Source organism: Nonomuraea sp. NPDC049504, from assembly GCF_040676845.1.
GTDB classification, from domain to species: domain Bacteria; phylum Actinomycetota; class Actinomycetes; order Streptosporangiales; family Streptosporangiaceae; genus Nonomuraea; species Nonomuraea salmonea.
In genome coordinates, this window is sequence record NZ_JBFAPT010000029.1 from 14,127 (window position 1) to 38,630 (window position 24,504).

Here is a 24,504-nt window from a genome sequence, read left to right on the forward strand (position 1 = left end):
GGCCCCTATTCTGCCCCGAGCAGGGCGGTGAGGTCGGTCAACGCCGGCCCGAGCGGCGCGTCAAGCGTGAGCGAGGCGTCGCCGTCACCGCCGGTCGGGCCCTGGTTGACGATGGCGATGGGGATGCCGAGCTCCGCCGCCCTGGTGACGAAGCGCAGCCCCGACTTGATGGCCAGCGACGACCCGAGCACGAGCAGCGCCCGCGCGCCGCCCACCACGGCGAAGCACTCGTCCACCCGCGGCCTCGGCACGTTCTCGCCGAAGAACACCACGTCCGGCTTGAGCACCCCGCCGCACCCCGTGCAGTCGACCAGGTTGAACCCGGCGATCTGCGCGTCGGTGAGCACCGCGTCGCCGTCGGGGTTGATCGCGGCGCCCGCCTCGTCCCAGCCGGGGTTCGCCTCCCGCAGCCGGCGCTCCAGCTCGGCGCGCGGGGTGCGCTCGCGGCACGACAGGCAGACCACGCGGTCGAGCCCACCGTGCAGCTCGATCACCTGGCGGGCGCCCGCCGCCTGGTGCAGGCCGTCGACGTTCTGGGTGACGATGCCGGCCAGCAGGCCGCGCCGCTCCAGCGCGGCGACCGCGCGGTGCCCCGCGTTGGGGCGGGCCGCGCCGATGTGCCGCCACCCGACGTGGCTGCGCGCCCAGTAGCGCTGCCGGGCCTGCGCGCTGCCGACGAACTTCTGGTACGTCATCGGCTCGGCCCGCCTGGACCGCCCTGTCGGACCCCGGTAGTCGGGGATGCCGGACTCGGTGGACAGCCCGGCCCCGCTGAGCACGGCCACCCCGCCCCGGGCGACGAGCCCGGCCAGCTCCGCCACCTTCGTGGTGCTCGATATCACCCTTCTATGGTGCCTTCCGTTCCACGCTCTTCGTCCCGCCGGGCCTCGCCGAGGTCCGCGCGTTCCCCGCCCTCGGCGAAGCCGAGGTCCGCGCGTTCCTCCGCCTCGGCGACCAGCTCGGCGTGCCACAGCCGGCGCATCTCCGGGCAGCTCTCCAGCAGGTCGGCCAGCCGCCCCCGCCCGGCGACGCGGCCCCGGTCGAGGACGATCACCTGGTCGGCGCGTTCGAGCGCGGCCTGCCGGTGCGAGACGACCAGCACGGTCTCCGGGCCGCGCCCGGCGATCCGCTCCCACAGCAGCCGCTCGGTCTCGACGTCGAGCGCGGACGACAGGTCGTCCACCACCAGCAGGTCGGGGTCGCGGACGAGGGCGCGGGCGGCGGTGACGCGCTGGGCCTGCCCGCCCGACAGCCGGGTGCCGCGCGGCCCGACGACCGTGTCGAGGCCGCGGGTCAGCTCGGCCAGGTCCCGGTCGAAGACGGCCAGCTCCAGGGCCCGCCGCGCGTCCTCGTCGCCGGCGGCGCGGCCGAGCAGCAGGTTCTCGCGCAGGGTCTCGGAGAACAGGCGGGGTACCTGGCCCGCGTACGCGACCCGGCCTGGGACGAGGAACGTGCCCGGGTCGCGGATGGGGACGCCGTTCCAGGCGATCTCGCCCGCGTCGGCCCGCAGGAGACCGAGCAGGGCGCGTACCAGGGTGGTCTTGCCCGCGCCGACCGCTCCGGTGACGACGGTGAAGGAGCCGCGCTCGACGCGCAGCTCGACGTCGTGCAGCACGCCGCGCACGGTCAGTCCGCGCGCCTCCAGCACCCGCAGCCGGTCGTCGTGCGGCGGCGGCTGCGGCGCGGGCGGCGGGTCGCCGCGCAGCCACACCCCGGAGCCGCGCACCAGATCGGCGGCGTCCTCGTGCGGCGCCATGAGCCTGGTCAGCCGCTCCGTGGCGACCGCGGCCTGCGGCAGCCGGGAGAGGAACACGCCGATCGACCTCGGGAACGCGGTGAGCCAGCCGATGTAGGTGGTGAACAGCGCGAGGTCGCCCACGGTGAAGTCGCCGCCGCGCATGGCGGGCGCGGCGAGCAGCAGCACCAGGCCGGTGCCGAGCTCGACGGACGCGGTGGTGGCGGCGCCCAGCAGGTCGGTCGCCAGCCGGTCCTTGACCGCGGCGTCGCGGCGCCGCCGGTTGTGGGCGCGCAGCCGGTCGAGCACCGCCGCCTCGGCTCCCGCCGTCTTGATGGCGAGCACACCGCCGAACACCTCCCCCACGTACGCCGTCACGGTCGCGCCGAGCCGCCTGGCCCGCCCGTGCAGCCGGGCGACCACCTGCCGCATGGTCCTGCTCAGCACGCCCGCCGCGATCATCGGGACGACGAGCACCAGCGTGATCAGCGGATCGACGGAGGCCAGGATCGGCAGCGCCACGGCGGCGAACACCGCGGTGCCGAACAGGCTGACGCTCTCGTCGGTGAAGTCCACGGCGTCGGCCACGTCGTCCCGCATGCGGGCCACGGCCTCGCCGGAGGAGTGCGGCAGCCGGGCGGCGGCGGGCCCGCGCGCGGTCAGCAGGGAGCGCAGCACGTTCGAGCGCAGCAGCGAGGCCGCCGCCGCCCACCAGTAGACGCCGTACGTCCACGCGACGACGATCATCACGCCCCGCACGACCTCGACGCCCACGAACGCCGCACACCACCACAGCACGCTGTCCAGCCCGGCCGCCCGCTGCCCGCTGATCTCGTCGAACACGCGCTGCAGGACGAGCCCGCCGCCCAGCGGGATCACATGCACCGGAAGCCACAGCAGCGCCCCGACCAGGAACCGCCGGAAGTCGAACGTGGCCAGCCGCGTGGCCACCACCGTCACGGGCTTCACCGGCTCACCCCCGCCCGATCGCACGGCCGGGCGGCCATCGCCGTGTCGCGCCTCATCGGCTCACCCCCGCCAGGTCGAGGAGGTGGCCGAAGCGACTGTGCGGGTCGGCGGCCAGGTGGGCGCGGGGGCCGTACTCGACGATCTTGCCCCGGTCGAGCACCGCGATCGTGTCCACGCGGGCCAGCGACGACAGCCGGTGCGCGATGATCACCCCGGTCCTGCCCTCCAGGAGCCGCGCGACGGCCGCCTCGGCCCGCCGCTCGGTGGCCGGGTCGAGCCGGCTGGACGCCTCGTCCAGCACGACCAGCCCGGGGTCGGCCAGGAACACGCGGGCGAACGCGAGCAGCTGCGCCTCCCCCGCCGACAGCTCGGGCAGCTCGGCGTCGAGCCCGCCGGACAGGGAGGCCGCCCACGCGCCGAGCCCGACCTCTCCGAGCACCTCCAGCAGCCGCTCGTCGCCAGGCGACGGCCGGAACAGGGTGAGGTTGTCGCGCACGCTGGCCCGGAACAGCTGCACGTCCTGCGTCACCACGCCGGCCCTGCGCCGCAAGGAGTGCGGCTCGGCCTCGCGCAGATCGACACCGCCCACCCGGACGGCCCCCTGCACGGGATCGTGCAGCCGCAGCACCAGCCTGGCCAGGGTGGTCTTGCCGCTGCCGGTCCGCCCGACCAGCCCGAGCGTCTCGCCGGGCGCCAGGCGCAGCCGCACCCCCGACAGCACCTGCTCGTCGTCACCGGGGTAGGTGAAACCGACGCCGTCGAGGTCGAGCCCGAGCGGCCCTGTGGGAGGCAGCGGCCGGGTGCCGGGCGTGAGCGCCGGCCGCTCGGCCAGCAGCCCCGCGATGCGGGCCACCCCTGCCAGCGCCGCCTGATACTGCCTGATCTGGTCGATCAGCCGCTCGAACGGCGCCCGCACCATCATCGTGTACTGCAGGAGCAGCACGGCGGTGCCGACCGTGAGCGCCCCCGACCGCATGGTCCACGCGGCCAGCCCCAGCATGATCGCGGTTCCCGCGGCGAAGGCCACGGAGGTGCCCGCGAGCAGCACGGTGCCGATGCGGGCGTCGCGGTGCTCGGCGCGGAACAGCGCCGCGCTGACCTGGTGGAAGCGGCGTACGGTGTGCGCGCCGGCGCCGTTGGCCCGCAGGTCCTCTGCCCCGGCCAGCCGCTCTTCGAGCGCGCCGAACAGCGCGGCGCTCGCGGCCCGCGACCTGGCCGCCGACGGCACGGCCAGCCGCTGGGCGCGCGCCATGCCGTACCCGATGACCAGGCAGTACGCCAGCAGCGCCAGCCCGATCCGCCAGTCCACGAGGAGCACGGCGACGACCACGCCGGCCAGCAGCAGCACGCCGGCCACGACGTCGAGCAGGAACGCGACGACGAAGTCGGCGACGGCCACCACGTCGCCGTCGACCCGCTCGATCAGCTCGCCGGGCGTGTGCCGGCCGTGGAAGGCCAGGTCGAGGTGGAGCGCGTGACCGGTGAGGCGTTCGCGCAGGCGGTTGGAGCCGTCCCAGGCGAGCCGGCCCGCCAGCCACGCGGTGACGGTGCGCGCCGCCTGTCCGGCGACGGCGAGCACGAGGTAGCCGGCGGCGATCAGCGTGAGGTGGCGGATGCTCGCGCCGCCCATCGCGTCATCGACGAACCACCGGGTGACCTGCGGCGCCGCCAGCGGCAGCGCGGTCGCGGCGGACACCGCGCCGATCAGCGCGGGCGCGGCCCGCCAGGACGGCAGGAGCAGGCGGAGGACGGAAGAGGTGTCAGGTGAGAGATTCCCGGGTGTGGAGGGAGTCAAGAAGCGTCATGCCCTTTGCGTCGGAGGATTCGGTGAGCTGAGGGATCACGGACGCTTCGCGCATCGTGGGCCTCCTCCTTCGACGGGCGGTCAACGCCCGGGAGTACACCAGCCGCGCCCCGCCGGGCGCAACCGGTTTATCCCGGGGGCGGGGCTCAGCGGCTCTGGCGGGTGGTCTCGCCGGGCCAGGGGTAGGGGTGCGCGGACATCCTGCCGAACAGGCGCCTGACCGGCTTCGGGGCCGGTGCGGGCGCGCGGCGGGCGCTCGTGCCGGAGGGGCGGCGCTCTCCCCCGGCCGGGCGCAGGTAGACGCAGCGCAGCTCGGCCGCGAACCGGTGCTCGCCGTCGCGCAGCCAGCACCCCTCGGGCCCCGGCAGCACCTCGCTCACCGTGACCCCGTCGCCGCCCGCGGCCAGGCGGGCGAGCCCTTCGAGGAGGGCGGGCGAGCGGGTGTCGACGTAGACGCGCTCGCGGGCGGTGGCGGCGAAGAACACGACGGGCAGCTCGTACGCCTCCCGCAGCCGGGCCATCGCCACCAGCAGGTCGCCGTCCCCGCCCGCCTGCCCGAACCCCTCGAACGCGGCACCGCCGACATGCCAGCGCCGCCCGGCCAGGACCACGTTGTCCCAGGTCAGCCGGGGCATGCGGGGCAGGTCGCCGAGCCTCGGCAGCCGGAGCCTGGGCAGGGCGAGCGCCGTGTGCAGCGCCGTGTCGTGCTCGCCGTCGTGGAACAGCAGCGGCTCCTCGAACCCCTTGGCGTGCAGGACGGCGCGGTGGCCGTCGCTGTGCACGTACAGCTCGTCGAGGCCGATCCTGCGCCGGTCCTCGCCCGCGGTCGCGCCGCCGAGCTCCAGCACGGGTCCTGGCAGTTCCGGCCTGGGCACGCCGTGCTCGGGGCGAGAGACGACGTTCAGCACCGTGAACCCCGACAGCGCCCGCCGCACCTGCGCGTCGCGCTCGGCCAGGCAGGCGGCCTCGTCGTCGTGGAACTGCAGCGCCCACGGCGTGAGCAGCACCCCGTCGTGCAGGGCGGTGAGCACCAGCGGGGTGACGCCCGGCTCGTACGCCTCCAGCGACGGCGCAGCCACCATCACGTCCGCCGAGCACAGCACGGGCGCGGCCGGCGGAGCGGGCTCGTCCAGCAGGTTCGCGAGGTTCAGCTCGGCGGTGCCCGGCTTCGCGGCGCGGACCAGCTCCGCGATGCGGGCGGGCAGCCGGTCGCCGTGGTCGATCTCCAGGTCGCCGGTCATGCGCAGGGCGTCGGACAGCGCGTACGTGCCGGGCCCGAGCCGCCCGGCCAGCAGCCGGTTGGTGCGCAGCCGGGTCAGCTCCGCCTCCTCGGCCAGCAGATCCAGCACTCTCGGCACCCGCTCCCGCAGGTCGGCGGCCAGCGCGTCGCCGACGCCGACCCGCAGCGTGCCGGCGGCGGCCTCGTGCACCGTCACCCGGTCGTCGCGGTGCCCGCCGACGCCCGCCAGCGCCTCGATCCTGCGCTGCACGGCGAGCTTCACGTCGGGTGAGGCGGCGGGATATTGCGCGAGCAACTCGCTGATCTCCCCGACCCGCCGCCCCACCGGCAGCTCGGACCTGGACGCCTGGCCGGCGCCCTTCAGCCCGCGCTGCACGGGCACGCCCGCGGGGGCCACGAACCCCCGCCTGGACGCCCCCGACGCTGCACCCCCGGCCTCCCTGACCGGCCTCCCCCCGAAGCCTGCCGGCCCCGCCCCGCCCCGAATCCCGGCGTCGGGCCCGGGCCTGGGCCCACTCTCGGGACCGCCTGCGGGGCCGCTCTCGTGGCCCGCTACGGGGCCCGCTACGGGGCCCGCTACGGGGCCCGCTACGGGGCCCGCTACGGGGCCGCCCGCGGCTTCACCGGCACCCCCGTGCCCGGTGAGGCCCGCGCTGCCGCTGGAGGCTCGTCGCGCTGCGGCGGCGGGAGGAAGGGAGCCGGGGTGCGCGGCGGGAGGAAGGGAGTCCGGGTGGGCGGGGTGCGGCGTCAGCCCGCACTCACAGGGCGCCGGCGGCTGCACCCGCTCCCTGTGCGGTGCGGTGCCGCCGTCCTCCGTGGGCCGCCCATGGGTGGGACCGTCGCCGTGGGTGAGGGGGATGGCGCGGGTGGTGAGGCGGTCGCGGAGCCAGGCGAAGGGGTCGGTGACGCCGGCGGGCGGGCACAGGTCGTGGGTGAGCAGGCCGCGGCGGACCGCCACGGTGAGCGCCGCGGCCGCGCGTTCCATGTCGGTGCCCGTCGCGGCGGCGATCTCGGCGAGCGTACGGGCGCCGTCGCAGTGGCCGGTGAAGGCGGCCCCCTCACGTACCTCGCCCACCAGGGTCCTGCGGCGCGGCACCAGGCCGGGCACCAGCGCGGGGTCGGCGAGGATGCGCTGCTGGAGCGCCTCGTTCACCCGCCCGGCCGGGTACGCCACCCGCTGCCGGTAGACCCGGTGCCCCTTCCACGTGTGACCGGAGGGGCCGGGCCGGACGGCGCCGTAGTTCAGCGGCCCGTAGCAGCCGTCCGTCTCGCACGAGGTGGCCAGCCGCTGCAGGTGCGCGGCCAGCTCCCGGCGGGTCCTGCCGCCCTTGGCACCGTGGCGCAGGTCGCGGTAGAGGGCGGGCGCGGAGCAGACGAGCGCGTCGAGGAAGCGTTCGTCGGCGGTGAGCCGGGACACGGCGGCCCTGGTGAGGGCGGCGTCACCGCCGACGAGCGCGGTGAGCGTGAGCTTGGCGCGCTCCAGCATGCTGGTGACCTCGTTCCAGGCCAGCACCCAGTTGCCCGCGCCGGCGGCGTCGGAGACGACGGCCCCGGACGGCAACGGCCGCAGGTCGCGCAGGCGCCCCCGCAGCCCGCGCGACGTCCGCCCCGTCTCCGCCCCCGCTCCTGCCCCGGCTACTGGACCCGTGCCCGTGTTCGCCCGGCGGTCAGGCGCGCCGGCCGGGCGGGGGCCTGTCGCGTGGGCGGGAGCGTCGGCGAGCAGGTCGAATGCCTTGCGCTCCAGTTGTACGACGACCGCGGCCGCCTCCGCCGCCCTGAGGTAGGCGAGTGACAGCACCAGCTCCCACGGAAATCCGGCGCTGCGGACGACCACGGCCGGCAGCAGGGTCCAGTCGTGCTCGATGTCCATATGGACCGCTCCCTTTCCTGACATGAATTCACCGCCGCACCGCGTCTCAACTCAGATGCTTACAAGATCATTTATTTCTGTCAATGCGTTTGGCCAGGAAAAGAAAATGAGAATCAGTGACGCCCTCTTGTCCCTCCCATCGAAAACACCCAACAATGCCAGCAAACCACTCCAAACAGGACGCGACTGTTTACTTTCCGTAGTCACTGGGCCTATCCTTCCCGCACACAGAGTCAACGATCCACACACATCCACCACCTGAAACGACCCGGAAAAGCATTAAGGACGGCCTTGCCAGGCCGTCGTTTTCCCGCCATTGAAAACGCGGGCGAGCGGCGCGGAACAACGTACGCGGCCGGTCGGATAAACGCGTGAACGCACCCGTGCGAATAACTCTCATTTACCCGCGCGGGGCAAGGTGGGGTCAAGGACGCGCGCCGTGGGCCGGGCAGGCGAAACCGCCTGATAGAAGGTGACATGGGGGGTGCGGGCGACAGTGACGGGACAGGCGCGGCGCAGGCGCGGGAGGCCGGTCGGCGGCGGGCGCGGCAGCAGGGCGAGCCAGGTGCCGAGCGGGGGGCGCTATCTGTGGACGCCCCTGTTCCTCGCGGGGCTGTTCCTCGTCACCGCCGTGGTGATCGCACTGGACCTGACCACGGGCACGGCCATCAGGCTGTACCCGCTGCTGATCTTCCTGCCGGCCATCGTGTCGGGCCTCGGCGACGTGAAGCAGACGATCGCCGCCTCCGTCTGGGTGGTGCTGGTGGAGGTCGGCACCGGCGCCTACCTGGGCGCGCAGGTCGACGACCTGCTGCTCGCGGCCGGGTTCACCACGATCTTCGGCGTGGTGAGCGTGCTCGGCTGCCGTTACCGCGTACGCCGGGAGGAGGAGGTGCACCGGCTGCGGTCGGCGGCCTCGGCGCTGCAGCGGCTCATCGTGCGCCCGCTCCCCCTGCGTACGGCCGAGGTCGCCGTGGACGGCCTCTACCACCCGATCGAGGAGGACGCCCTGGTCGGCGGCGACGTGTACGACGTCGCCGTGTCCCGCCACGGCACCCGGGTGCTGATCGCGGACGTCCAGGGCAAGGGCCTGCCCGCGATCGGCACGGCGCTGGCCGTGCTGGGCTCGTTCAGGGAGGCCGCCTACCGCGAGGACACGCTGACCGGCGTCGTGGCCGCCCTGGAGACGACGGTGGTGCGGCAGAACGTGTTCGCCGCCATGACCGGCGAGCCCGAGCGGCTGGTCACGGCCCTCGTGCTGGACATCGCCGGCGACACCGAGGTGGAGGCGATCAACTGCGGCCACATCGCCCCTTTCGTGCTGCACGACGGCGAGGCGTACCAGGTGGACCTGGGCGAGCCCGCCCTGCCGCTCGGGCTCGCGTCGCTGACGGCGACGCCCCGCCGCGGCACGCGCTTCGCCTTCCCGCTGGGCGCGACGCTGCTGCTGTGCACCGACGGGGTGACCGAGGCACGTGACCCGCGCGGCGCGTTCTACCCGCTGGAGGAGCGGCTGCGCGCGTGGGCGCCGGACCCGCCCGCGCCGCTCGGCCGCGCGCTGGGCGCCGACCTGCAGGAGTTCACGGGCGGAGACGTCCGCGACGACGTGGCCGTCCTGACGCTGCGCCGCATGGGCCCGCCGTCGATCCCACCGTGAAGAAGATCACATCGGGAAATCTCCTGAACCGTGTCCCGGATCGGCGCGTACCTCCACACATCGGACACGTGGTCCATGGAGGTGTCGTGGAGCTCAGTCTCTTGCGGGCCCAAGCGCACAGCCCGTCGTACTTCTCACTCATGCGCGGCTCGGTGGGAGAGCGCGCCCCGGTGGACTTCTGCATCCCCTGTAATCCGTACTTCCCCACGCCGGACATATTCGAGCACCTCGGGAGGAACCTGGAGACGATCCTGAAGTTCTATCCCAGCGACGCAGGGACGATCACCGAGGAGCTGTGCGCCACGCTCGGCCTGCACCCCAAGACGGTCGCCATGGGCAACGGCTCGACGGAGCTGATCACCTGGATCGACCACCTGCTGGTCCGCGAGAGCCTGGCGGTGCCCATCCCCACCTTCGGCCGCTGGACCGACCAGCCGCTGGAGACCGGCAAGCGGGTGGACATGTACCCGTTGCAGGAGAGCCGCAACTTCGCGCTCGACGTGGACGACTTCGTGTCGTTCATCCGCATGCGCGGCTCGCGGGTGGCGGTGATCTGCAACCCGAACAACCCCGACGGCGGCTACCTGCCCAAGCACCAGGTCCTGTACCTGCTCGACCAGCTCATCGACCTCGACCTGGTGATCGTGGACGAGTCGTTCGGCGAGTTCGTGGACGCCGAGCCGTACCCGGGGGTGGCCGCGGAGGCGGCGGTGCGGCCGAACGTGATCGTGCTGCGCAGCCTGGGCAAGAACTTCGGCCTGCACGGCATCCGCTTCGGCTACATGGTGGCCAACCCCGCGCTGGCCGGCCGGGTGCGCGACGCGCTGCCCAAGTGGAACCTGAACTCCTTCGCCGAGGTCGTGGTGTTCATGATGCGGGAGTTCATGAACGAGTACCAGGACAGCCTCAGGCGGCTGGGCGCCGACAGACGGGCGATGTTCCAGCAGCTCAGCACCATGCCGGGGCTGTCGGTGTACGCCTCGCAGGGCAACTTCCTGCTGGTCAAGCTGCCACCGGGGCACGACGGGGTGCCGCTGCGCGACCACCTGCTGACCGAGCACGGCGTGTACGTCCGCGAGTGCGGCAACAAGCTGGGCACCACGAGCCAGTTCCTGCGCCTGGTCGTGCGCCCGCAGGAGGACGTGCGGCGGCTGCTCATCGGCATGACGCAGTTCCTGTACTCAGGCAGCCTGCACGAGATCCCGGTGATCGGGGTGCACCACCGCCACGTCAACCCGCTCTCGGCGTAGCGCACGAATCCGCCTGAACCGGCCCGTACGAGAGCACCGGCGGGCCGGTGTAAGCTGTCTCGGCCAAATCTCCTTACAGCATAAACAGTCGGCCGATGACGAAAGGATCCCGTGCTCCCCGAGGCAAGCACCGACCCCGGCGTTGATCACAGCACCGATCACAGCACTGATCACAAGGCAGCGGACAGTCACGACCACATCCAGGTCCGCGGCGCCAGGGAGAACAACCTCAAGGGCGTCTCCCTCGACGTCCCCAAGCGGCGGCTCACCGTGTTCACCGGCGTGTCCGGTTCCGGGAAGTCCTCGCTCGTCTTCGACACGATCGCCGCGGAGTCCCGCCGGCTGATCGACGAGACGTACACCGCGTTCATCCAGTCGTTCATGCCGAGCCTCGGCCGGCCCGACATCGACGCGCTGCACAACCTCAGCGCGGCGATCATCGTCGACCAGGAGCGCATGGGGGCCAACTCGCGCTCCACCGTGGGCACCGTCACCGACGCCCACACCATGCTGCGCATCCTCTTCAGCCGCATCGGCAGCCCGCACGTCGGCCCCGCCTCCGCCTTCAGCTTCAACCGGGCCGAGGGCATGTGCCCCGAGTGCGAGGGCCTCGGCAAGGCGTCCGAGATCGACGTGGACGAGCTGGTCGACCGTGAGCTGTCGCTCGACGACGGCGCCATCAAGATCCCCGGCTTCCCGGTCGGGAGCTGGCAGTGGCAGGTCGTGGCCGGCTCGGGGCTGTTCGACCCTGGCACGAAGCTGAAGGACTTCACCGAACAGCAGTGGCAGGACCTGCTGTACAAGCCGGCAAGCAAGCTGAAGTACGGCACCAACAACTTCACCTACGAGGGCCTGATGCTGAAGGTGCGCAAGTCGTACCTCGGTAAGGACCGCGAGTCGATGCAGTCGGCGGCGCGCGCGTTCGCCGACCGGGCGATCAAGTCCGCGACCTGCCCCTCGTGCGGCGGCACCCGCCTCAACGAGGCCGCCCGTTCGGCCCGCGTCCAGGGCCGCGGCATCACCGACCTGTCGGCCATGCAGATCGACGACCTGGCGGCGTTCGTCCGCGGCATCGGCGACCCCTCGGTCGGGCCGGTGCTCGAAGGGCTGCTGTCCACGCTCGACTCCCTGGTCGGCATCGGGCTCGGCTACCTCAGCCTCGACCGCGAGTCCGCCACGCTCTCGGGCGGCGAGGCCCAGCGGGTCAAGATGGTGCGCCATCTCAACTCCAGCCTCACCGACGTCACGTACGTCTTCGACGAGCCGACCGCCGGGCTGCACCCGCACGACATCCAGCGGATGAACAGCCTGCTGCTGCAACTGCGCGACAAGGGCAACACGGTGCTCGTCGTCGAGCACAAGCCCGAGCTGATCACGATCGCCGACCACGTGGTGGACCTCGGGCCGGGGGCGGGGACCGCCGGCGGCGAGATCTGCTACCAGGGCGACCTCGCGGGCCTGCGCGCCTCGGGCACGCTCACCGGCCGCTACCTCGACCACCGGGTGGGCCTGCGCGAGGAGGTGCGCAAGCCCACGGGGCAGCTGCCGATCAGGAACGCCACCCTGCACAACCTGCGCGACGTGAGCGTGGACATCCCGCTCGGCGTGCTCACCGTGGTCACCGGCGTCGCCGGATCGGGCAAGAGCTCGCTCATCCACGGCTACGTCGCGGGCCGCGACGGCGTGGTGGTGGCCGACCAGTCGCAGATCCGCGGCTCGCGCCGGAGCAACCCGGCCACCTACACCGGGGTGCTCGACCCGATCAGGGCGGCGTTCGCCAAGGCCAACGGGGTCAAGCCGGGCCTGTTCAGCGCCAACTCCGAGGGCGCATGCCCGGCCTGCAAGGGCATCGGGCTGATCTACACCGACCTCGCGATGATGGCCGGGGTCGCCTCGGTGTGCGAGCAGTGCGAGGGGCGGCGGTTCACGCCGGAGGTGCTGACGTACCGGCTGCACGGCAAGAACATCAGCGAGGTGCTGGAGATGCCGGTCGCCGAGGCCAGGGAGTTCTTCCCGAAGGGGCAGGCGGGCGTCATCCTCGACCGGCTGGTGGCCGTCGGGCTCGGCTACATCGGGCTGGGGCAGCCGCTCACGACGCTGTCGGGCGGCGAGCGGCAGCGGCTCAAGCTGGCCATCAACATGGCCAGGAACGGCACCACGTACGTGCTGGACGAGCCCACCACCGGCCTGCACCTGGCCGACGTCGACCAGCTGCTGTCGCTGCTCGACCGGCTGGTGGACGACGGCAACTCGGTCATCGTGATCGAGCACCACCAGGCGGTCATGGCGCACGCCGACTGGATCGTGGACCTCGGGCCCGGGGCCGGTCACGACGGCGGCCAGGTGGTCTTCGCCGGCACGCCGGGCGAGCTGGTCGCCACCGGCACCTCGCTCACGGCCGTCCACCTGCGGGACTACGTCGGCATGAGCTGAGCGTCAGCCCGGCGCGCGGTTTCAGACCCCGGGTGTCAGACCGCGAGCCGGGCCAGCACGCGCGCGAACTCGGGCGGCGGCGCCACGACCAGCCTGGTCTGCCCGTCCTGGGCGACGATGTCGGCCCTGATCAGCGTCAGCTGCCCGTCGTGCCACCAGTAGACCTGCGGGCTGAGCCCGTCGGTGCGGACGGCGTGCACGCGCAGCCGTTCGAGCGCGCGTACCACGCCGATGCCGTCGACGGGGTGCACGAGCAGCGTGTACGGGTCGGGCAGCACCACGAGCACCCCGTCGGCGGGCACGGTCAGGTGCTCGTCCAGCCAGCGCAGGTGGGTGGCGGCCGACGGGCTCTCGGCGGTCAGCCGGATGATCGGGGTGCCGGACAGCGCGATGTTCTCGGACGTCAGCGAGCCGTGCCTGCGCACGTTGGCCACCGCCCGGTCGAGCGCCTGCCCGCCGGAGACCGGCCAGCAGCCCGACTCCTCCGGCCTGACCAGCCGCGCGCCCACGGTGAGCAGCTCGACCAGGTCGGCGTTGAGGTGGCGGCCGACGACGCGGGTCAGGTCGGGCACCGCGTCCACCGACTCGACCCTGATCCGCAGCAGCGGCCCGGCCTGCTCCAGGTCGGACACGTCCACGCGCTCGTCCGCGGTGGCGACGGCGTGCGCCAGGTGCTCGGAGACCAGCACCGGCCAGTCCTCCCTGGCCCGGCGCGCGGCCTCGCGGCGCAGCCCGGTCAGCTTGACGACCAGCTCGGGGGTGGGCCGCCCTGCGGTGGGTCGCCCTGGGGGTTGCTCGGCACGTTCAAGGGTGAGGAGCGAGCCGTCGCCGGAGAAGGCGAAGGAGTATCCGAGGGACTCCGCGACGAGGGCCAGCAGCGAGTCGAGATCGACGTCCTCGACCGGACGGCGCGGGGCCTCGCGGTCACGCTCGTACCAATTCACGCCGCTGTGTCCCTTTCTGTCGGATTCGTCCCTCTACCTTGCCTGCTCTCCCATTCCCCACGAGCCAGTCAGGGAGCACGATTCGGTATCGATAACACCAAGTGCCCCAAACCACACACTCATCTGGGGTGTCCCGTGTCCCACCGGCAACCCGGCGACGATGGGCACCCCCAGCGGGCGCAGCCGGTCTTCGAGCACCGGATAGGGGTCGCCGCAGCCCACCCACGAGCCGAGCGCGATGCCCCGCACGCCGTCGAACGCGCCCGCCTGCAGCAGCTGCGTGAGCATGCGGTCGATGCGGTACGGCTCCTCCCCGACGTCCTCGAGGAACGCGATGCCGTCGGCGAACGACGGCTGCCACCGGGTGCCGCACATCGAGGCGAGCAACGACAGGTTACCGCCGCGCACCACGCCCTCCGCGCGGCCCTCCGCGCGGCCCTCCGCGCTCCCGGGCGCCAGCACCCGGTCACCGGCGACCGGCGTCACTCCTTCGTCCGGCCCGAACAGCGCCTCACGCAGGCTCTCCCAGGTCAGCGGCTCTGGCCCGGCGTCGTCGCCGGCGATCACGTCGCAGGCGATCATCGGCCCGTGCAGCGTCGGCACGTCCAGCTCGATCGCGAACGCGTTGTGCAGCGCCGTGATGTCGCTCGACCCGAGCAGCGTCTTGGGCCCTGCCGCCCGCCCTGCCGCCCGCATCGCGTCCCAGTCGAGCAGTTCCAGCAGCCGGCCGGCGCCGTAGCCGCCGCGGCAGCAGAAGACCGCCGAGACGGCCGGATCGCACCAGGCGTCCTGCAGGTCGGCCGCCCTGGCGGCGTCGGCACCCGCCAGGTAGTCGAGGTCCTGCCGGTCGAGCGCGTGCGCCCCGACCACGACCTTCAGGCCGAGGCCCTCCAGCCGCTCGACGCCGCGGCGCAGCAGCTCCGGGTTCGGCGGTCCTGACGGCGAGACGATGGCGACGGTGTCACCTGGCCGCATCGATCAACTCCTTGACGAGCGTGGGTAGTGCGTTGCCGATCGGCTCGTTGACGACCCGGTCGGCGAAGGGGTCGTAGGGGGTCGGCTCGGCGTTCACGATCACCAGCCGGGCGCCCGCGTCGAGCGCCTCGCCGCACAGCCCGGCGGCCGGGTGCACGGTCAGCGACGTGCCGACCGCGAGGAACAGCTCGCACGTACGGGCCGCGTCGAGCGCCGCGCCCAGCACCTCCGGCTTGAGCGACTGCCCGAACGAGATCGTGTTCGCCTTCTGGATGCCGCCGCAGCGGGGGCACGGCGGGTCGTCCTCGCCCGCGTCCACCCTCCCCAGCACTTCTTCCATCGGCGTGATCAGGTCACAGGAGAGGCACTCGGCGCGGCGCATGGTGCCGTGCAGCTCGATGACCTTCTCCGGCGACGAACCGGCGCGCTGGTGCAGCTCGTCGATGTTCTGGGTGATGAGCGCGCGCAGCAGCCCGGCGTGCTCGAGCTCGACCAGCGCCTGGTGGGCGGCGTTCGGCTGCGCCCGCCAGGCCGGCGAATCGCGCCTGGAACGCCAGCTCGCCCGCCTGACCTCGGGGTCGGCGAGGTAGCGGTCGATCGTCGCGTCGGCCTCGGCGCGCGGGTTCTTCGTCCACACGCCCTGCGGCCCCCGGAAGTCGGGGATGCCGGAATCGGTGGACACACCCGCTCCGGTGAGGACCGACACTGAGGATGGCGCGTTCACCTGGCAAACGGTGTCACACTTGGCTGCTGTATGCGACTTCCGCCCCACATCCTCGTGGTCAACGGCATCAAGGTCCGCCGGCCGGTCTTCCTGCTCGGAGCGCCGCATTCCGGCGTGGACCTGCTCGCCCGCGCCCTCAAACGGTCCCCCGGCTTCCACGTGACGATGGGCCGCGCGAGCGTGGCGCACGTGGTCTACGCCTTCGCCCGCAAGCCGTCGCTCGCCGCGACGCCCGGCTCCGTCCGCGTGCTGCGCGACGCGCTCGCCGAGTCGTGGCAGGTGCTGCCCCGCTCGTGCGGCGAGTGCGCCGAGCCGTGCAGGGACGCGGGCGGCGTCACCGGCGCGGGCCCGTGCGTCAGCGCCGCCGACGTCACCCGCTTCGGCGACGGCAGCCCCGACCTGCTGTACAGCGCTCCCGTACTGCTGCAGGCGTTCCCCGACGCCCGGTTCGTGCAGCTCATCCGCGACGGCAGGGACGCCGTCGCCGGCATGCTGGCCGACCCCGCCTGCCTGGCCTGGTTCAAGCCGGCCATGCTGGCCGAGCGGACCGAGTTCCCCAGCGCGTTCCTCGGCGTCGCCAAGGAGGAACACCTGGAGCGCTGGAAGGCCATGCCGGCGGCGGGCAAGAGCGCGCTGCGCTGGCGCGGCGCCGTCCGGGTCAGCGCCGAGCTGCGCCGCACCCTGCCCGAGACGCACCTGCTGACGCTGCGGTACGAGGAGCTGGTCGGCAGGCCGCAGCAGGCGGTCGCGACGCTCGCCGAGTTCCTGGAGACGCGCGTGTCCAAGGTCGTCATGTACGACCCCGCCGTCCCGAAGGTCGGCGCCTGGCGCACCGCCCTCGCCCGCGACGACCTGGAGCTGGTGGAAAAGGTCGCCGCCAAGGAACTCACCCGCCTCGGCTACCTGCCCGCCTGACCCCCGCCCGACCCCACCTGACCCCACCTGACCGCCCGACCCCACCTGCCCGCCCGAAGCTCCGCTCGGCCACGCCCCGGCCTTCGGCCGCCCGCTCAGCGGGCGTCAGGCGGCCGGGTTGCTGTCGGAGGAGCTGAACTGGGTGCGATAGAGCTCGGCGTAGAGGCCGCCGCGGGCCAGCAGCGCCTCGTGCCTGCCCCGCTCGGCGATGCGGCCGTCCTGGACGACGAGGATCTCGTCGGCCTCCCTGATCGTGGACAGCCGGTGCGCGATCACCAGCGAGGTGCGGCCTTCGAGCGCGGTCTTCAGCGCCACCTGCACCGCCGCCTCCGACTCGGAGTCGAGGTGCGCGGTGGCCTCGTCGAGCACGACCACGCGCGGCGCCTTGAGCAGCAGCCTGGCCAGCGCGAGCCGCTGCTTCTCGCCGCCCGACAGCCGGTAGCCGCGATCGCCCACCACGGTCCCCAGCCCGTCGGGCAGACCCGCGACCAGGTCGGCGATCTGCGCCGCCCGCAGCGCCTCCCACATCTCCGCCTCGCTCGCGTCGGGCTTGGCGTAGCGCAGGTTGGCCTCGATCGTGTCGTGGAAGAGGTGGGGGTCCTGCATCACCACGCCCACGGTGTCGCGCAGCGAGGCGAGCGTGGCGTCGCGTACGTCGAGGCCGTTGACGCGTACGGCGCCCTCGTCGACGTCGTAGAGCCGCGACACCAGCGAGGTGATCGTGGTCTTGCCCGCGCCGCTCGGCCCGACTAGCGCGATGAGCCGCCCGGGCTCGGCGGTGAACGACACGCCCTTGAGCACCGGGTGCGAGGGCCCGGTGTCCTGCCCGGCCACCGACTCCAGCGAGGCCAGCGAGACGTCCTCGGCGGCCGGGTAGCGGAAGTGCACGTCGTCGAACTCGATGGTCACCGGCCCGCCCGGCGCCGGCACGGCTCCGGGCCGCTCGGCCACCATGGGCTTGAGGTCGAGGATCTCGAAGACGCGGTCGAAGCTGACCAGCGCGGTCATCACGTCGACGTGCACGTTGGACAGCGAGGTCAGCGGGCCGTAGAGGCGCATCAGCAGCGCGGCCAGCGCCACCAGCGTGCCGAGCTCGAACGCGCCGGAGACCGACAGCACGCCGCCGATGCCGTAGACCAGGGCCGTGGCCAGGGCGGCGATGAGGCCGAGCGCGACGCGGAAGACCGTGCCGTACATGGCGACGGTGACGCCGACGTCGCGCACCCTGGCGGCCCGGCCGCCGAACATGGCGGCGTCGTCCTCGGGGCGGCCGTAGAGCTTGGCGACCGTGGCGCCGGCCACGTTGAAGCGCTCGGTGGTGACCGAGCTCATCTCGGCGTCGAGCTGCATCTGCTCACGGGTCAGCGCCGACATGCGGCGGCCGACGTATTTCGCGGGCACGATGAAGATCGGCAGCAGCACCAGCGCGACCAGCGTGACCTGCCACGACAGCGCCAGCATCGCGCCCAGCACCAGGATCAGGCTGACCACGTTGGCGACGACCGAGGACAGGGTGCTGGTCAGCGCGCGCTGGGCGCCGATCACGTCGGTGTTGAGCCGGCTGACCAGCGCGCCGGTCTGGGCGCGCATGAAGAACGCCACCGGCATGCGCTGCACGTGGTCGAACACCTCGGTGCGCAGGTCGTAGATGAGGCCCTCGCCGATGCGGGCGGAGAACCACCGCTGCACCAGCGTCAGCCCTGCGTCGACGAGCGCGAGCGCGGCGATCGCCACCGCCAGCCAGATGACCACGCCGGTGCGCTTGACGAGGATGCCGTCGTCGATGATCGCCTTCATCAGCAGCGGGTTGGCCACCACGATGACCGCGCCGGCCACGACGAGCAGCAGGAACGCGACGATCTGCCGGGTGTAGGGGCGGGCGTAGCCGGCGATGCGCCGCGCGATGCCGGGGCGCAGCCGCTGCTTGGTGACCGAGCCGTCGCGTCGCAGGGACGCCCACACCTGGGGCCCGAAGCCGCCACCCATCATCGCCATCCGGCAGATCCCTCCTCCGTCGCCGGAGACAGCGCTCCGGCGGCGCCCGGAGATTCCCCGATCAGCTCACCGCGAAACCCACCCCCGAAACCCACCCACTCAACCCGCCCCGCAACCCACCCACGAAACCCGGGGCTCCGCCCGGCCCTCTCCGCGCCTTTCGACGGTTCCAAACCGGGACGGGCCGCCGTGAACCGGGGCTGATCGCCGCTCTGCGTGCCGCTGAGCGCCCGTGACGGCCTCGCCGGACCATCGGGGCCACCCCGCCCCCTCAGAACGCCTCACAACGGCTCAGAGCGCGCCGGGGCGCCGCCGTCCCGCCGAGCGACGCACGTCAGCGGGACGACCCTGATCTCCGGCTCAGCCGGCACTGATCCCCGACTCAGCCGGACCCCACCCCGATCGCGGGTCCGGCTCCCGAGCCTGCTTCAGCCGAAGAGCGCCTTGATGCGTGCGGCCTGTTCGATGCCCTCGGCCACACTCTGCTCCTCCAGGGTGCGGTGGCTCGCGCCCTGGAGGAGCCTTTTCGTCGCCACGGCCGCGTCCCTGTCGGTGGACAGCAGCTGGGCGATCTTGTCCTGTACCGCTTGCTCCAGGTCGCCACGGGCGACCACTTGCTCCGCGAGGCCGATGCGCATGGCCTCGTCGGCGTGCACGGTCCTGGCGGTCAGGCAGATGTCGATGGCCTTGGCCAGGCCGACCAGGTCGACCAGGGGCTTCGTCCCGGTCAGGTCGGGCACCAGTCCCAGTGCGGGCTCTTTCATACAGAACGCGACATCCTCGGCCACGATCCGGAGGTCGCAGGAGAGCGCGAGCTGGAACCCCGCGCCGATCGCGTGCCCCTGCACCGCCGCGATGGAGACGATCTCCGGGCGGCGCAACCACAGGAACCCCGCTTGGGCCTGTCTGATGCGCTGCTCGAAGCCGGCGTCGCCGATCTTGGCCGCCGTACTGAACGAGCCCTGTCCGGGAACCCCCTCAGGTTTGAACATTCGCAGGTCGATGCCTGCCGAGAAGGACGGTCCCTCACCTTTCACGACGACGACGCGCACCTGCTCGGGCAGGCTCTCGCCGATGCGAGCCAGTGCCGACCATGTCGCGAACGTCTGTGCGTTGCGCTTGTCCGGCCGGGCCAGCGTGATCGTCGCTATCTCACCGTCCACCTCGTAGCGGACTCCGTCCTCCGCCGCAGCGGAGCCGTCATCCGCGTTCCCCCCGCGCTGCCGCGCCTGCGCTTCCGCCATCGCCCGCTCCCTCCGCTTCCGGGATGCCCGGAATGCTGATCGTCGCGCCCGAGCCTACAGAATATGATTCTGGCTCGGGCGCGACGCCGGCTGACTTGGGACGGGCGGCTGCGGTCGCACGTTCCGAGGCGGCCGTCAGCGCTTGGACTTGCCTCGGGTCGCCCCTCCGCGCCCGCGCAGAGTCACGCCGGACTCGCTCAGGATGCGGTGGATGAACCCGTAGGACCGACCGGTCGAAGCGGCCAGGGCGCGGATGCTCTCACCCGCGGCGTAGCGCTTCTTGAGATCGCCGGCCAGTTTTTCCCGGTCGGCCCCGGTGACCCGGGTGCCCTTCTTCAGTGTCTCGGCCACGAGTACCTCCTGTAGTGCCGGACTTCCGCAGCGTTACTCCGCCATGATCAGTCATTTCAGCGGGATCGGCTACCTACTCCACGGGAAAAGATCCGTACCCACTCAAATTAAGATCAGGCGAGTGCCACAAGATCGGAAAATTCGTCGCTCCATGCGTCTTCAGTTCCGTCAGGTAGCAAGATCACCCTATCCGGTGACAGGGCGTCAACGGCACCCTCGTCGTGCGTGACTAGGACGATTGCTCCTGAATACGACCTCAGAGCATTGAGAACCTGCTCGCGGCTGACAGGATCGAGGTTGTTCGTGGGCTCGTCGAGAAGCAGGACATTAGCGCTGGAGAGCACCAAGATCGCAAGTGCGAGACGGGTCTTCTCCCCACCGGACAACACCCCGGCGGGCTTGTCGACGTCGTCTCCGGTGAACAGGAACGACCCGAGCACCTTGCGCAACTCGGTGTCGGTGAACTCGCCACCGGCCGAACGCATGTTCTCCAATAGCGTACGGTCGGCGTCAAGGGTCTCGTGTTCCTGGGCGTAATAACCGATCTTGAGCCCGTGTCCCGGCTTGATCTCCCCGGTGTCGGGCTTTTCCAGACCGCCCAGCAGGCGCAGCAGCGTGGTCTTGCCGGCGCCGTTCAGGCCCAGGATGACGACCCTGTGACCTCGGTCGATGGCCACGTCGACGTCGGTGAAGACCTCCAGCGACCCGTACGACTTCGACAGCTCCCGCGCCGTCAGCGGGGTGCGCCCGCACGGCTGCGGATCGGGGAAGCGCAGCTTCGCCACCTTGTCGTTCTTGCGCTCCTCCTCGGTGCCCGCGAGCAGCCGGTGCGCGCGGCGCATCATGTCTTGGGCCGCCTTGGCCTTGGTGGCCTTGGCGCGCATCTTGTCGGCCTGCGCGAGCAGCGCGCCCGCCTGTTTCTCGGCGTTGGCGCGCTCGCGCTTCCTGCGCTTCTCGTCGGTCTCGCGCTGGGCGAGGTAGGCCGTCCAGCCGACGTTGTAGTGATCGATCGCGGCCCGGTTGGCGTCGAGGTGGAGGACCTTGTTGACCGTGGCTTCAAGAAGGCCGACGTCGTGGCTGATGATCACCAAGCCACCTTGATGACTGCGCAAAAAATCACGAAGCCACCCGATTGAGTCCGCATCTAGGTGGTTTGTCGGCTCGTCGAGAAGGAGAGTTTCCGCCCCGCTGAAAAGAATTCGCGCCAATTCCACCCGGCGCCGCTGACCGCCGGAAAGCGTTTGCAGCGGCTGACCGAGCACGCGGTCGGGCAGACCGAGACTGGAGGCGATGGAGGCCGCCTCCGACTCGGCCGCGTAACCGCCGAGCACGTGCATCTGATCTTCGAGCCGCCCGTAGCGGCGCACGGCCTTCTCCCTGGTGCGGTCGTCGGCGGAGGACATGGCCAGCTCCGCCTCGCGCAGCTCGCGGATGACCTCGTCGAGGCCGCGCGCCGACAGGATGCGGTCGCGGGCCAGCACCTGCAGGTCACCGGTGCGCGGGTCCTGGGGGAGGTAGCCCACGCTGCCGGTGCGCGTCACCGTGCCTGCGGCGGGCAACCCCTCGCCCGCCAGCACCTTGGTCAGCGTGGTCTTGCCCGCGCCGTTGCGGCCGACGAGCCCGATCTTGTCACCGGGGTTGACCCGGAAGGAGGCTTTTTCGATGAGCAGGCGCGCGCCCGCGCGCAGCTCGATATCATTGGCGATGATCATGTGACCGGACACTCCCGAGCTAGGAAACAAGGATTGGGCGTGCGACGCCGGTCAATCGGGAGTATGCATACCGATCAGTGTAGAGCCCCCAGCAGGGGCTCCACCTCTGCTATTTCTCCGGCAGGTGCTCCCCTATCAGGGCCAGGTTGTGGATCGCGGCCAGGCCGTACTGCGCCGCGCTGTTGGTGCTGACGAACGCCGCCTCGCGCACCGCGTGCGGCACCCGCGGGCCGTCCACCGTCGTCAGCGCCCACTCCTTCTGCTCGGTCAGCGGGTTGTCGTTGAGCTGGTCGCCCTCGCCGGTGAAGAACTTGCGCCACGCCAGAGCCGCGAGCCCCGCGTCCCCCGTGCGCGCCGCCGCGTACGCGGTGAGCCTGCTGTGCGCCTCGATCAGCGAGATCCCGGTCAGCGGCCGGCCCACCGCCGCCTCCTGCTGCTCGGGGGTGGCGAGGTAGAGGCGGCAGTACTCCAGCCAGGCCTCCTCGAAGCCGGGCACGTCGATGCCGAGCCCGATCAGCTCGGCGCAGATCTCCGGCAGCCCGAACAGCGACGACAGGTGCGAGATCGAGATCTGGTCGCGCGAGGTGTCGAAGCGGCCGGTCTCCAGGTCCAGCCGGCCCTCCCCGGTCAGGAAGCGGCGCGGCATCGCGGCGATGCCGGCCATGGTGCCGAGCAACCGGTCGCGGGCGCGTTCGTCGCCGTGCCGCTCCCAGCGGGTGAGCCAGGCGGCGGCGAGCGCGCCCCAGTCGGTGCCGAGCCCGACCGACAGGGCGGAAGGGTCGGGCGTGTAGACGTCGTCGCGCACCTTGCGCAGCGGGTCCACGGCGAGGAACGTCCGCTCGGGCGCACTCTGCTCGTCCAGCAGGTCGCCGGTGCGCTCGTCGGCGGTCAGGTAGTAGTGGAAGCGCCGGTAGGCGGCGTTGGAGATGCGCACCTGCTTGCAGCTGCAGCCCCAGTGCTGCACGTTGTGCCTGCTGCCCATGCCCTGCCACCTGCCGAGGTGGTAGACGTCCACCTCGCCGGTGTGGCGGGTCATCGCCTCGGCGAAGCGGAAGACGTCGGCCCTTCCCGTGCGCAGATACTGCAGCCAGAGCCACAGGTCGGGCGACAGCTCGGAGTTGTCCCAGGCGTAGCCGCCCACGTCGTAGCGCCAGGTGTGCCGGTCGGCGTCGTAGGTGTGCATGACGTCGCCGTAGTCCCAGAAGCCGTACCAGCGGCGCTGCTCGCGTTCGCGGGCGTACAGGTCGAACAGGAAGTCCAGGCGGTCCTCGATGGCGGCGCGGGCGGGGGTGGAGCGGTCGGGCAGCTCCCAGACGCCGAACACGCCCGCCTCGCGGATCCGCTCGGGGCTCGCGGTCAGCAGGCCGGGCTCGTTCATCGCGGCGGCGTGCGCGGCCAGCTCGCCGGCGGCCGGCGTGCTCTCGTGGAAGCGCAGGCTCAGCTCATGCGTACGCGCGATCCCCCGCGGGTCACCGAACCCGGGCTCGTAGTCCTCGTACGTGACCTCCAGCCCTTCGAGCTGCTCGGCGAAGGTGTCCTGGCCCATGCCGTCGTGGTAGAAGCGCAGGTCCATGGCCGGGGCGGAGGGCGACCAGAGCCAGACGGTGGCGGTGGCGAGATCGGTGGCGGCGTTCCTGACGTCGAGGCGGGTGGGGTGCAGGCGCCAGAAGTCGCGCAGCCCGAAGCCGAGGCCGCCGCTCACCCCGCCGACGTAGCCGTAGCCGGCCGAGCGCGTCCCCGACGGGATCGTCACCCAGGCGTGGCCGTCCTTGGTGCGCTTGCGCAGCGTGTAGCCGTCGGCCGAGCCCTGGTCGAGGGTGTAGTCGCTCCAGGTGGGGATGAGGTGCAGCCGGGTGGCGACCCCGGGGGCGAGCGGCCCGGCGGGGCGGCCCTCGACCTGGTTGCGGCGGGCCGCCTCGCCCGGGTCGATGCGCAGGCCGGTGAGCCCGCGTACCGCCTCGGTGAGGAAGCCCGTGGCGCCGGCCAGGCGGACGTGCCGGTCGTGCGGCTCGTCGCGCATGACCACGTCGGCGCGCACTCCGAGCCCGGCCAGGAAGTCGCGGTCGGGGTCGCCGTCCCAGACGAAGGTGTGCATCAGCCGTACGTGCTCGGCGCCGGCGTGGAAGTAGAGCCGCACGGTGAACGGCAGCCAGTCGCCGTGCCTGCCCTCCAGCCGCACGACCGCGCGCACCGGCCCGTCCTGCTCGACGGTGACGCTCTCGACGACGCCGTCCGCCCGCTCGCGGGCCACGTGGCCGCCCTCGTCGGGCGCCGGCTCGCGCTGGCGCAGGCTGACCAGGCGCACGTCCCTGGCGATCTCGCGGCCCGCGCGCGTGACCGACCTGGCCAGCGTGCCACCGCCGATCCGCCAGGTGATCACGCCGGTGCTCACCACCAGCTCGCGGCCCTCGCGGGCGACCGTGACGGGCGTCGCGGTGGCGGCCGGCTCGGGTCCCGGCTCCAGCCGGTACGCCTCCGCGTGGGGCCCGGCCCCGATCGTGTGCGCCGACCACTTGACCGAGCCGTCCGGCCAGGTGGCGCTCACCCAGCTCTGCACCGGCACCGCACGCCCCCCGGCGTCGGCCAGCGCGAACGGCGTGCCGGACGCGACCGCGCCGCGCGGCCACGGCACTCCCCAGGTCGTTCCCTGGTCGCCGGGCCGGTCCAGCCAGCGCAGCTCGGTCAT

The 24,504-nt window shown here is 72.4% G+C and carries 16 protein-coding genes; 4 read left to right on the forward strand and 12 right to left on the reverse strand.

Annotated features, from left to right (window positions below; translation table 11 throughout):
• Window positions 1-5: 5 nt before the first annotated feature.
• The 4 genes from AB0K28_RS40725 to AB0K28_RS40740 all read right to left on the reverse strand — a co-directional run bounded on the left by AB0K28_RS40725 (window position 6) and on the right by AB0K28_RS40740 (window position 7,618).
• The gene (locus AB0K28_RS40725; RefSeq protein WP_364380961.1) at window positions 6-842 is read right to left on the reverse strand and encodes an NAD-dependent protein deacetylase; all 837 of its coding nucleotides are present in this window, start codon (window positions 840-842) and stop codon (window positions 6-8) included.
• Window positions 839-2,704: an ABC transporter ATP-binding protein gene (locus tag AB0K28_RS40730; protein ID WP_364380964.1), complete on the reverse strand. Its 1,866-nt coding sequence runs from the start codon at window positions 2,702-2,704 to the stop codon at window positions 839-841. Before AB0K28_RS40730 ends, AB0K28_RS40725 begins: the two co-directional genes overlap by 4 nt.
• A 52-nt stretch (window positions 2,705-2,756) precedes the next feature.
• Complete coding sequence (locus AB0K28_RS40735; RefSeq protein WP_364380966.1) at window positions 2,757-4,499, reverse strand: ABC transporter ATP-binding protein; 1,743 nt, start codon at window positions 4,497-4,499, stop codon at window positions 2,757-2,759.
• A gap of 155 nt (window positions 4,500-4,654) precedes the next feature.
• Window positions 4,655-7,618, reverse strand: a complete 2,964-nt coding sequence (locus tag AB0K28_RS40740; RefSeq protein WP_364380969.1) for a lantibiotic dehydratase — start codon at window positions 7,616-7,618, stop codon at window positions 4,655-4,657.
• 484 nt (window positions 7,619-8,102) lie between these two features.
• Between AB0K28_RS40740 and AB0K28_RS40745 the strand changes: the two genes are divergently transcribed.
• From AB0K28_RS40745 to AB0K28_RS40755, 3 genes are all read left to right on the forward strand, one after another.
• On the forward strand, window positions 8,103-9,275 hold the full coding sequence (locus tag AB0K28_RS40745; protein ID WP_364380972.1) for a PP2C family protein-serine/threonine phosphatase: 1,173 nt from the start codon (window positions 8,103-8,105) through the stop codon (window positions 9,273-9,275).
• An 86-nt stretch (window positions 9,276-9,361) separates the two neighbouring features.
• Entirely contained in the window at window positions 9,362-10,525 is a 1,164-nt protein-coding gene (locus AB0K28_RS40750; RefSeq protein ID WP_364380975.1) for a histidinol-phosphate transaminase, read from the forward strand.
• Window positions 10,526-10,723: 198 nt separating this feature from the next.
• Complete coding sequence (locus AB0K28_RS40755) at window positions 10,724-12,958, forward strand: excinuclease ABC subunit UvrA (protein ID WP_364381182.1); 2,235 nt, start codon at window positions 10,724-10,726, stop codon at window positions 12,956-12,958.
• 35 nt (window positions 12,959-12,993) lie between these two features.
• Here AB0K28_RS40755 and AB0K28_RS40760 read toward each other — a convergent pair whose 3' ends face one another.
• The 3 genes from AB0K28_RS40760 to AB0K28_RS40770 are packed head-to-tail and all read right to left on the reverse strand — an operon-like array spanning window position 12,994 to window position 15,601.
• Complete coding sequence (locus AB0K28_RS40760) at window positions 12,994-13,902, reverse strand: hypothetical protein (RefSeq protein WP_364380978.1); 909 nt, start codon at window positions 13,900-13,902, stop codon at window positions 12,994-12,996.
• A gap of 33 nt (window positions 13,903-13,935) precedes the next feature.
• Complete coding sequence (locus AB0K28_RS40765; RefSeq protein ID WP_364380981.1) at window positions 13,936-14,877, reverse strand: LD-carboxypeptidase; 942 nt, start codon at window positions 14,875-14,877, stop codon at window positions 13,936-13,938.
• A complete protein-coding gene (locus AB0K28_RS40770) occupies window positions 14,864-15,601 on the reverse strand; it encodes a Sir2 family NAD-dependent protein deacetylase (protein WP_364380984.1) in 738 nt (245 codons plus the stop codon). The genes AB0K28_RS40765 and AB0K28_RS40770 overlap by 14 nt, the downstream gene beginning before the upstream one ends.
• Window positions 15,602-15,631: 30 nt before the next feature.
• Between AB0K28_RS40770 and AB0K28_RS40775 the strand changes: the two genes are divergently transcribed.
• Window positions 15,632-16,516 (forward strand): sulfotransferase, encoded by an 885-nt coding sequence (locus AB0K28_RS40775; protein ID WP_364380987.1) that lies wholly within the window; start codon window positions 15,632-15,634, stop codon window positions 16,514-16,516.
• Between the two features lie 105 nt (window positions 16,517-16,621).
• On the opposite strand, the gene AB0K28_RS40780 is transcribed toward AB0K28_RS40775, so the two are convergent.
• From AB0K28_RS40780 to AB0K28_RS40800, 5 genes are all read right to left on the reverse strand, one after another.
• Entirely contained in the window at window positions 16,622-18,511 is a 1,890-nt protein-coding gene (locus AB0K28_RS40780; protein WP_364380990.1) for an ABC transporter ATP-binding protein, read from the reverse strand.
• Window positions 18,512-18,939: 428 nt separating this feature from the next.
• The gene (locus AB0K28_RS40785) at window positions 18,940-19,755 is read right to left on the reverse strand and encodes an enoyl-CoA hydratase/isomerase family protein (RefSeq protein ID WP_364380993.1); all 816 of its coding nucleotides are present in this window, start codon (window positions 19,753-19,755) and stop codon (window positions 18,940-18,942) included.
• A gap of 135 nt (window positions 19,756-19,890) precedes the next feature.
• Entirely contained in the window at window positions 19,891-20,106 is a 216-nt protein-coding gene (locus AB0K28_RS40790; protein ID WP_020547488.1) for a helix-turn-helix domain-containing protein, read from the reverse strand.
• 113 nt (window positions 20,107-20,219) lie between these two features.
• A complete protein-coding gene (gene abc-f / locus AB0K28_RS40795; RefSeq protein ID WP_364380996.1) occupies window positions 20,220-21,818 on the reverse strand; it encodes a ribosomal protection-like ABC-F family protein in 1,599 nt (532 codons plus the stop codon).
• Window positions 21,819-21,927: 109 nt separating this feature from the next.
• The gene (locus AB0K28_RS40800; protein ID WP_364380999.1) at window positions 21,928-24,504 is read right to left on the reverse strand and encodes a Tat pathway signal sequence domain protein; all 2,577 of its coding nucleotides are present in this window, start codon (window positions 24,502-24,504) and stop codon (window positions 21,928-21,930) included.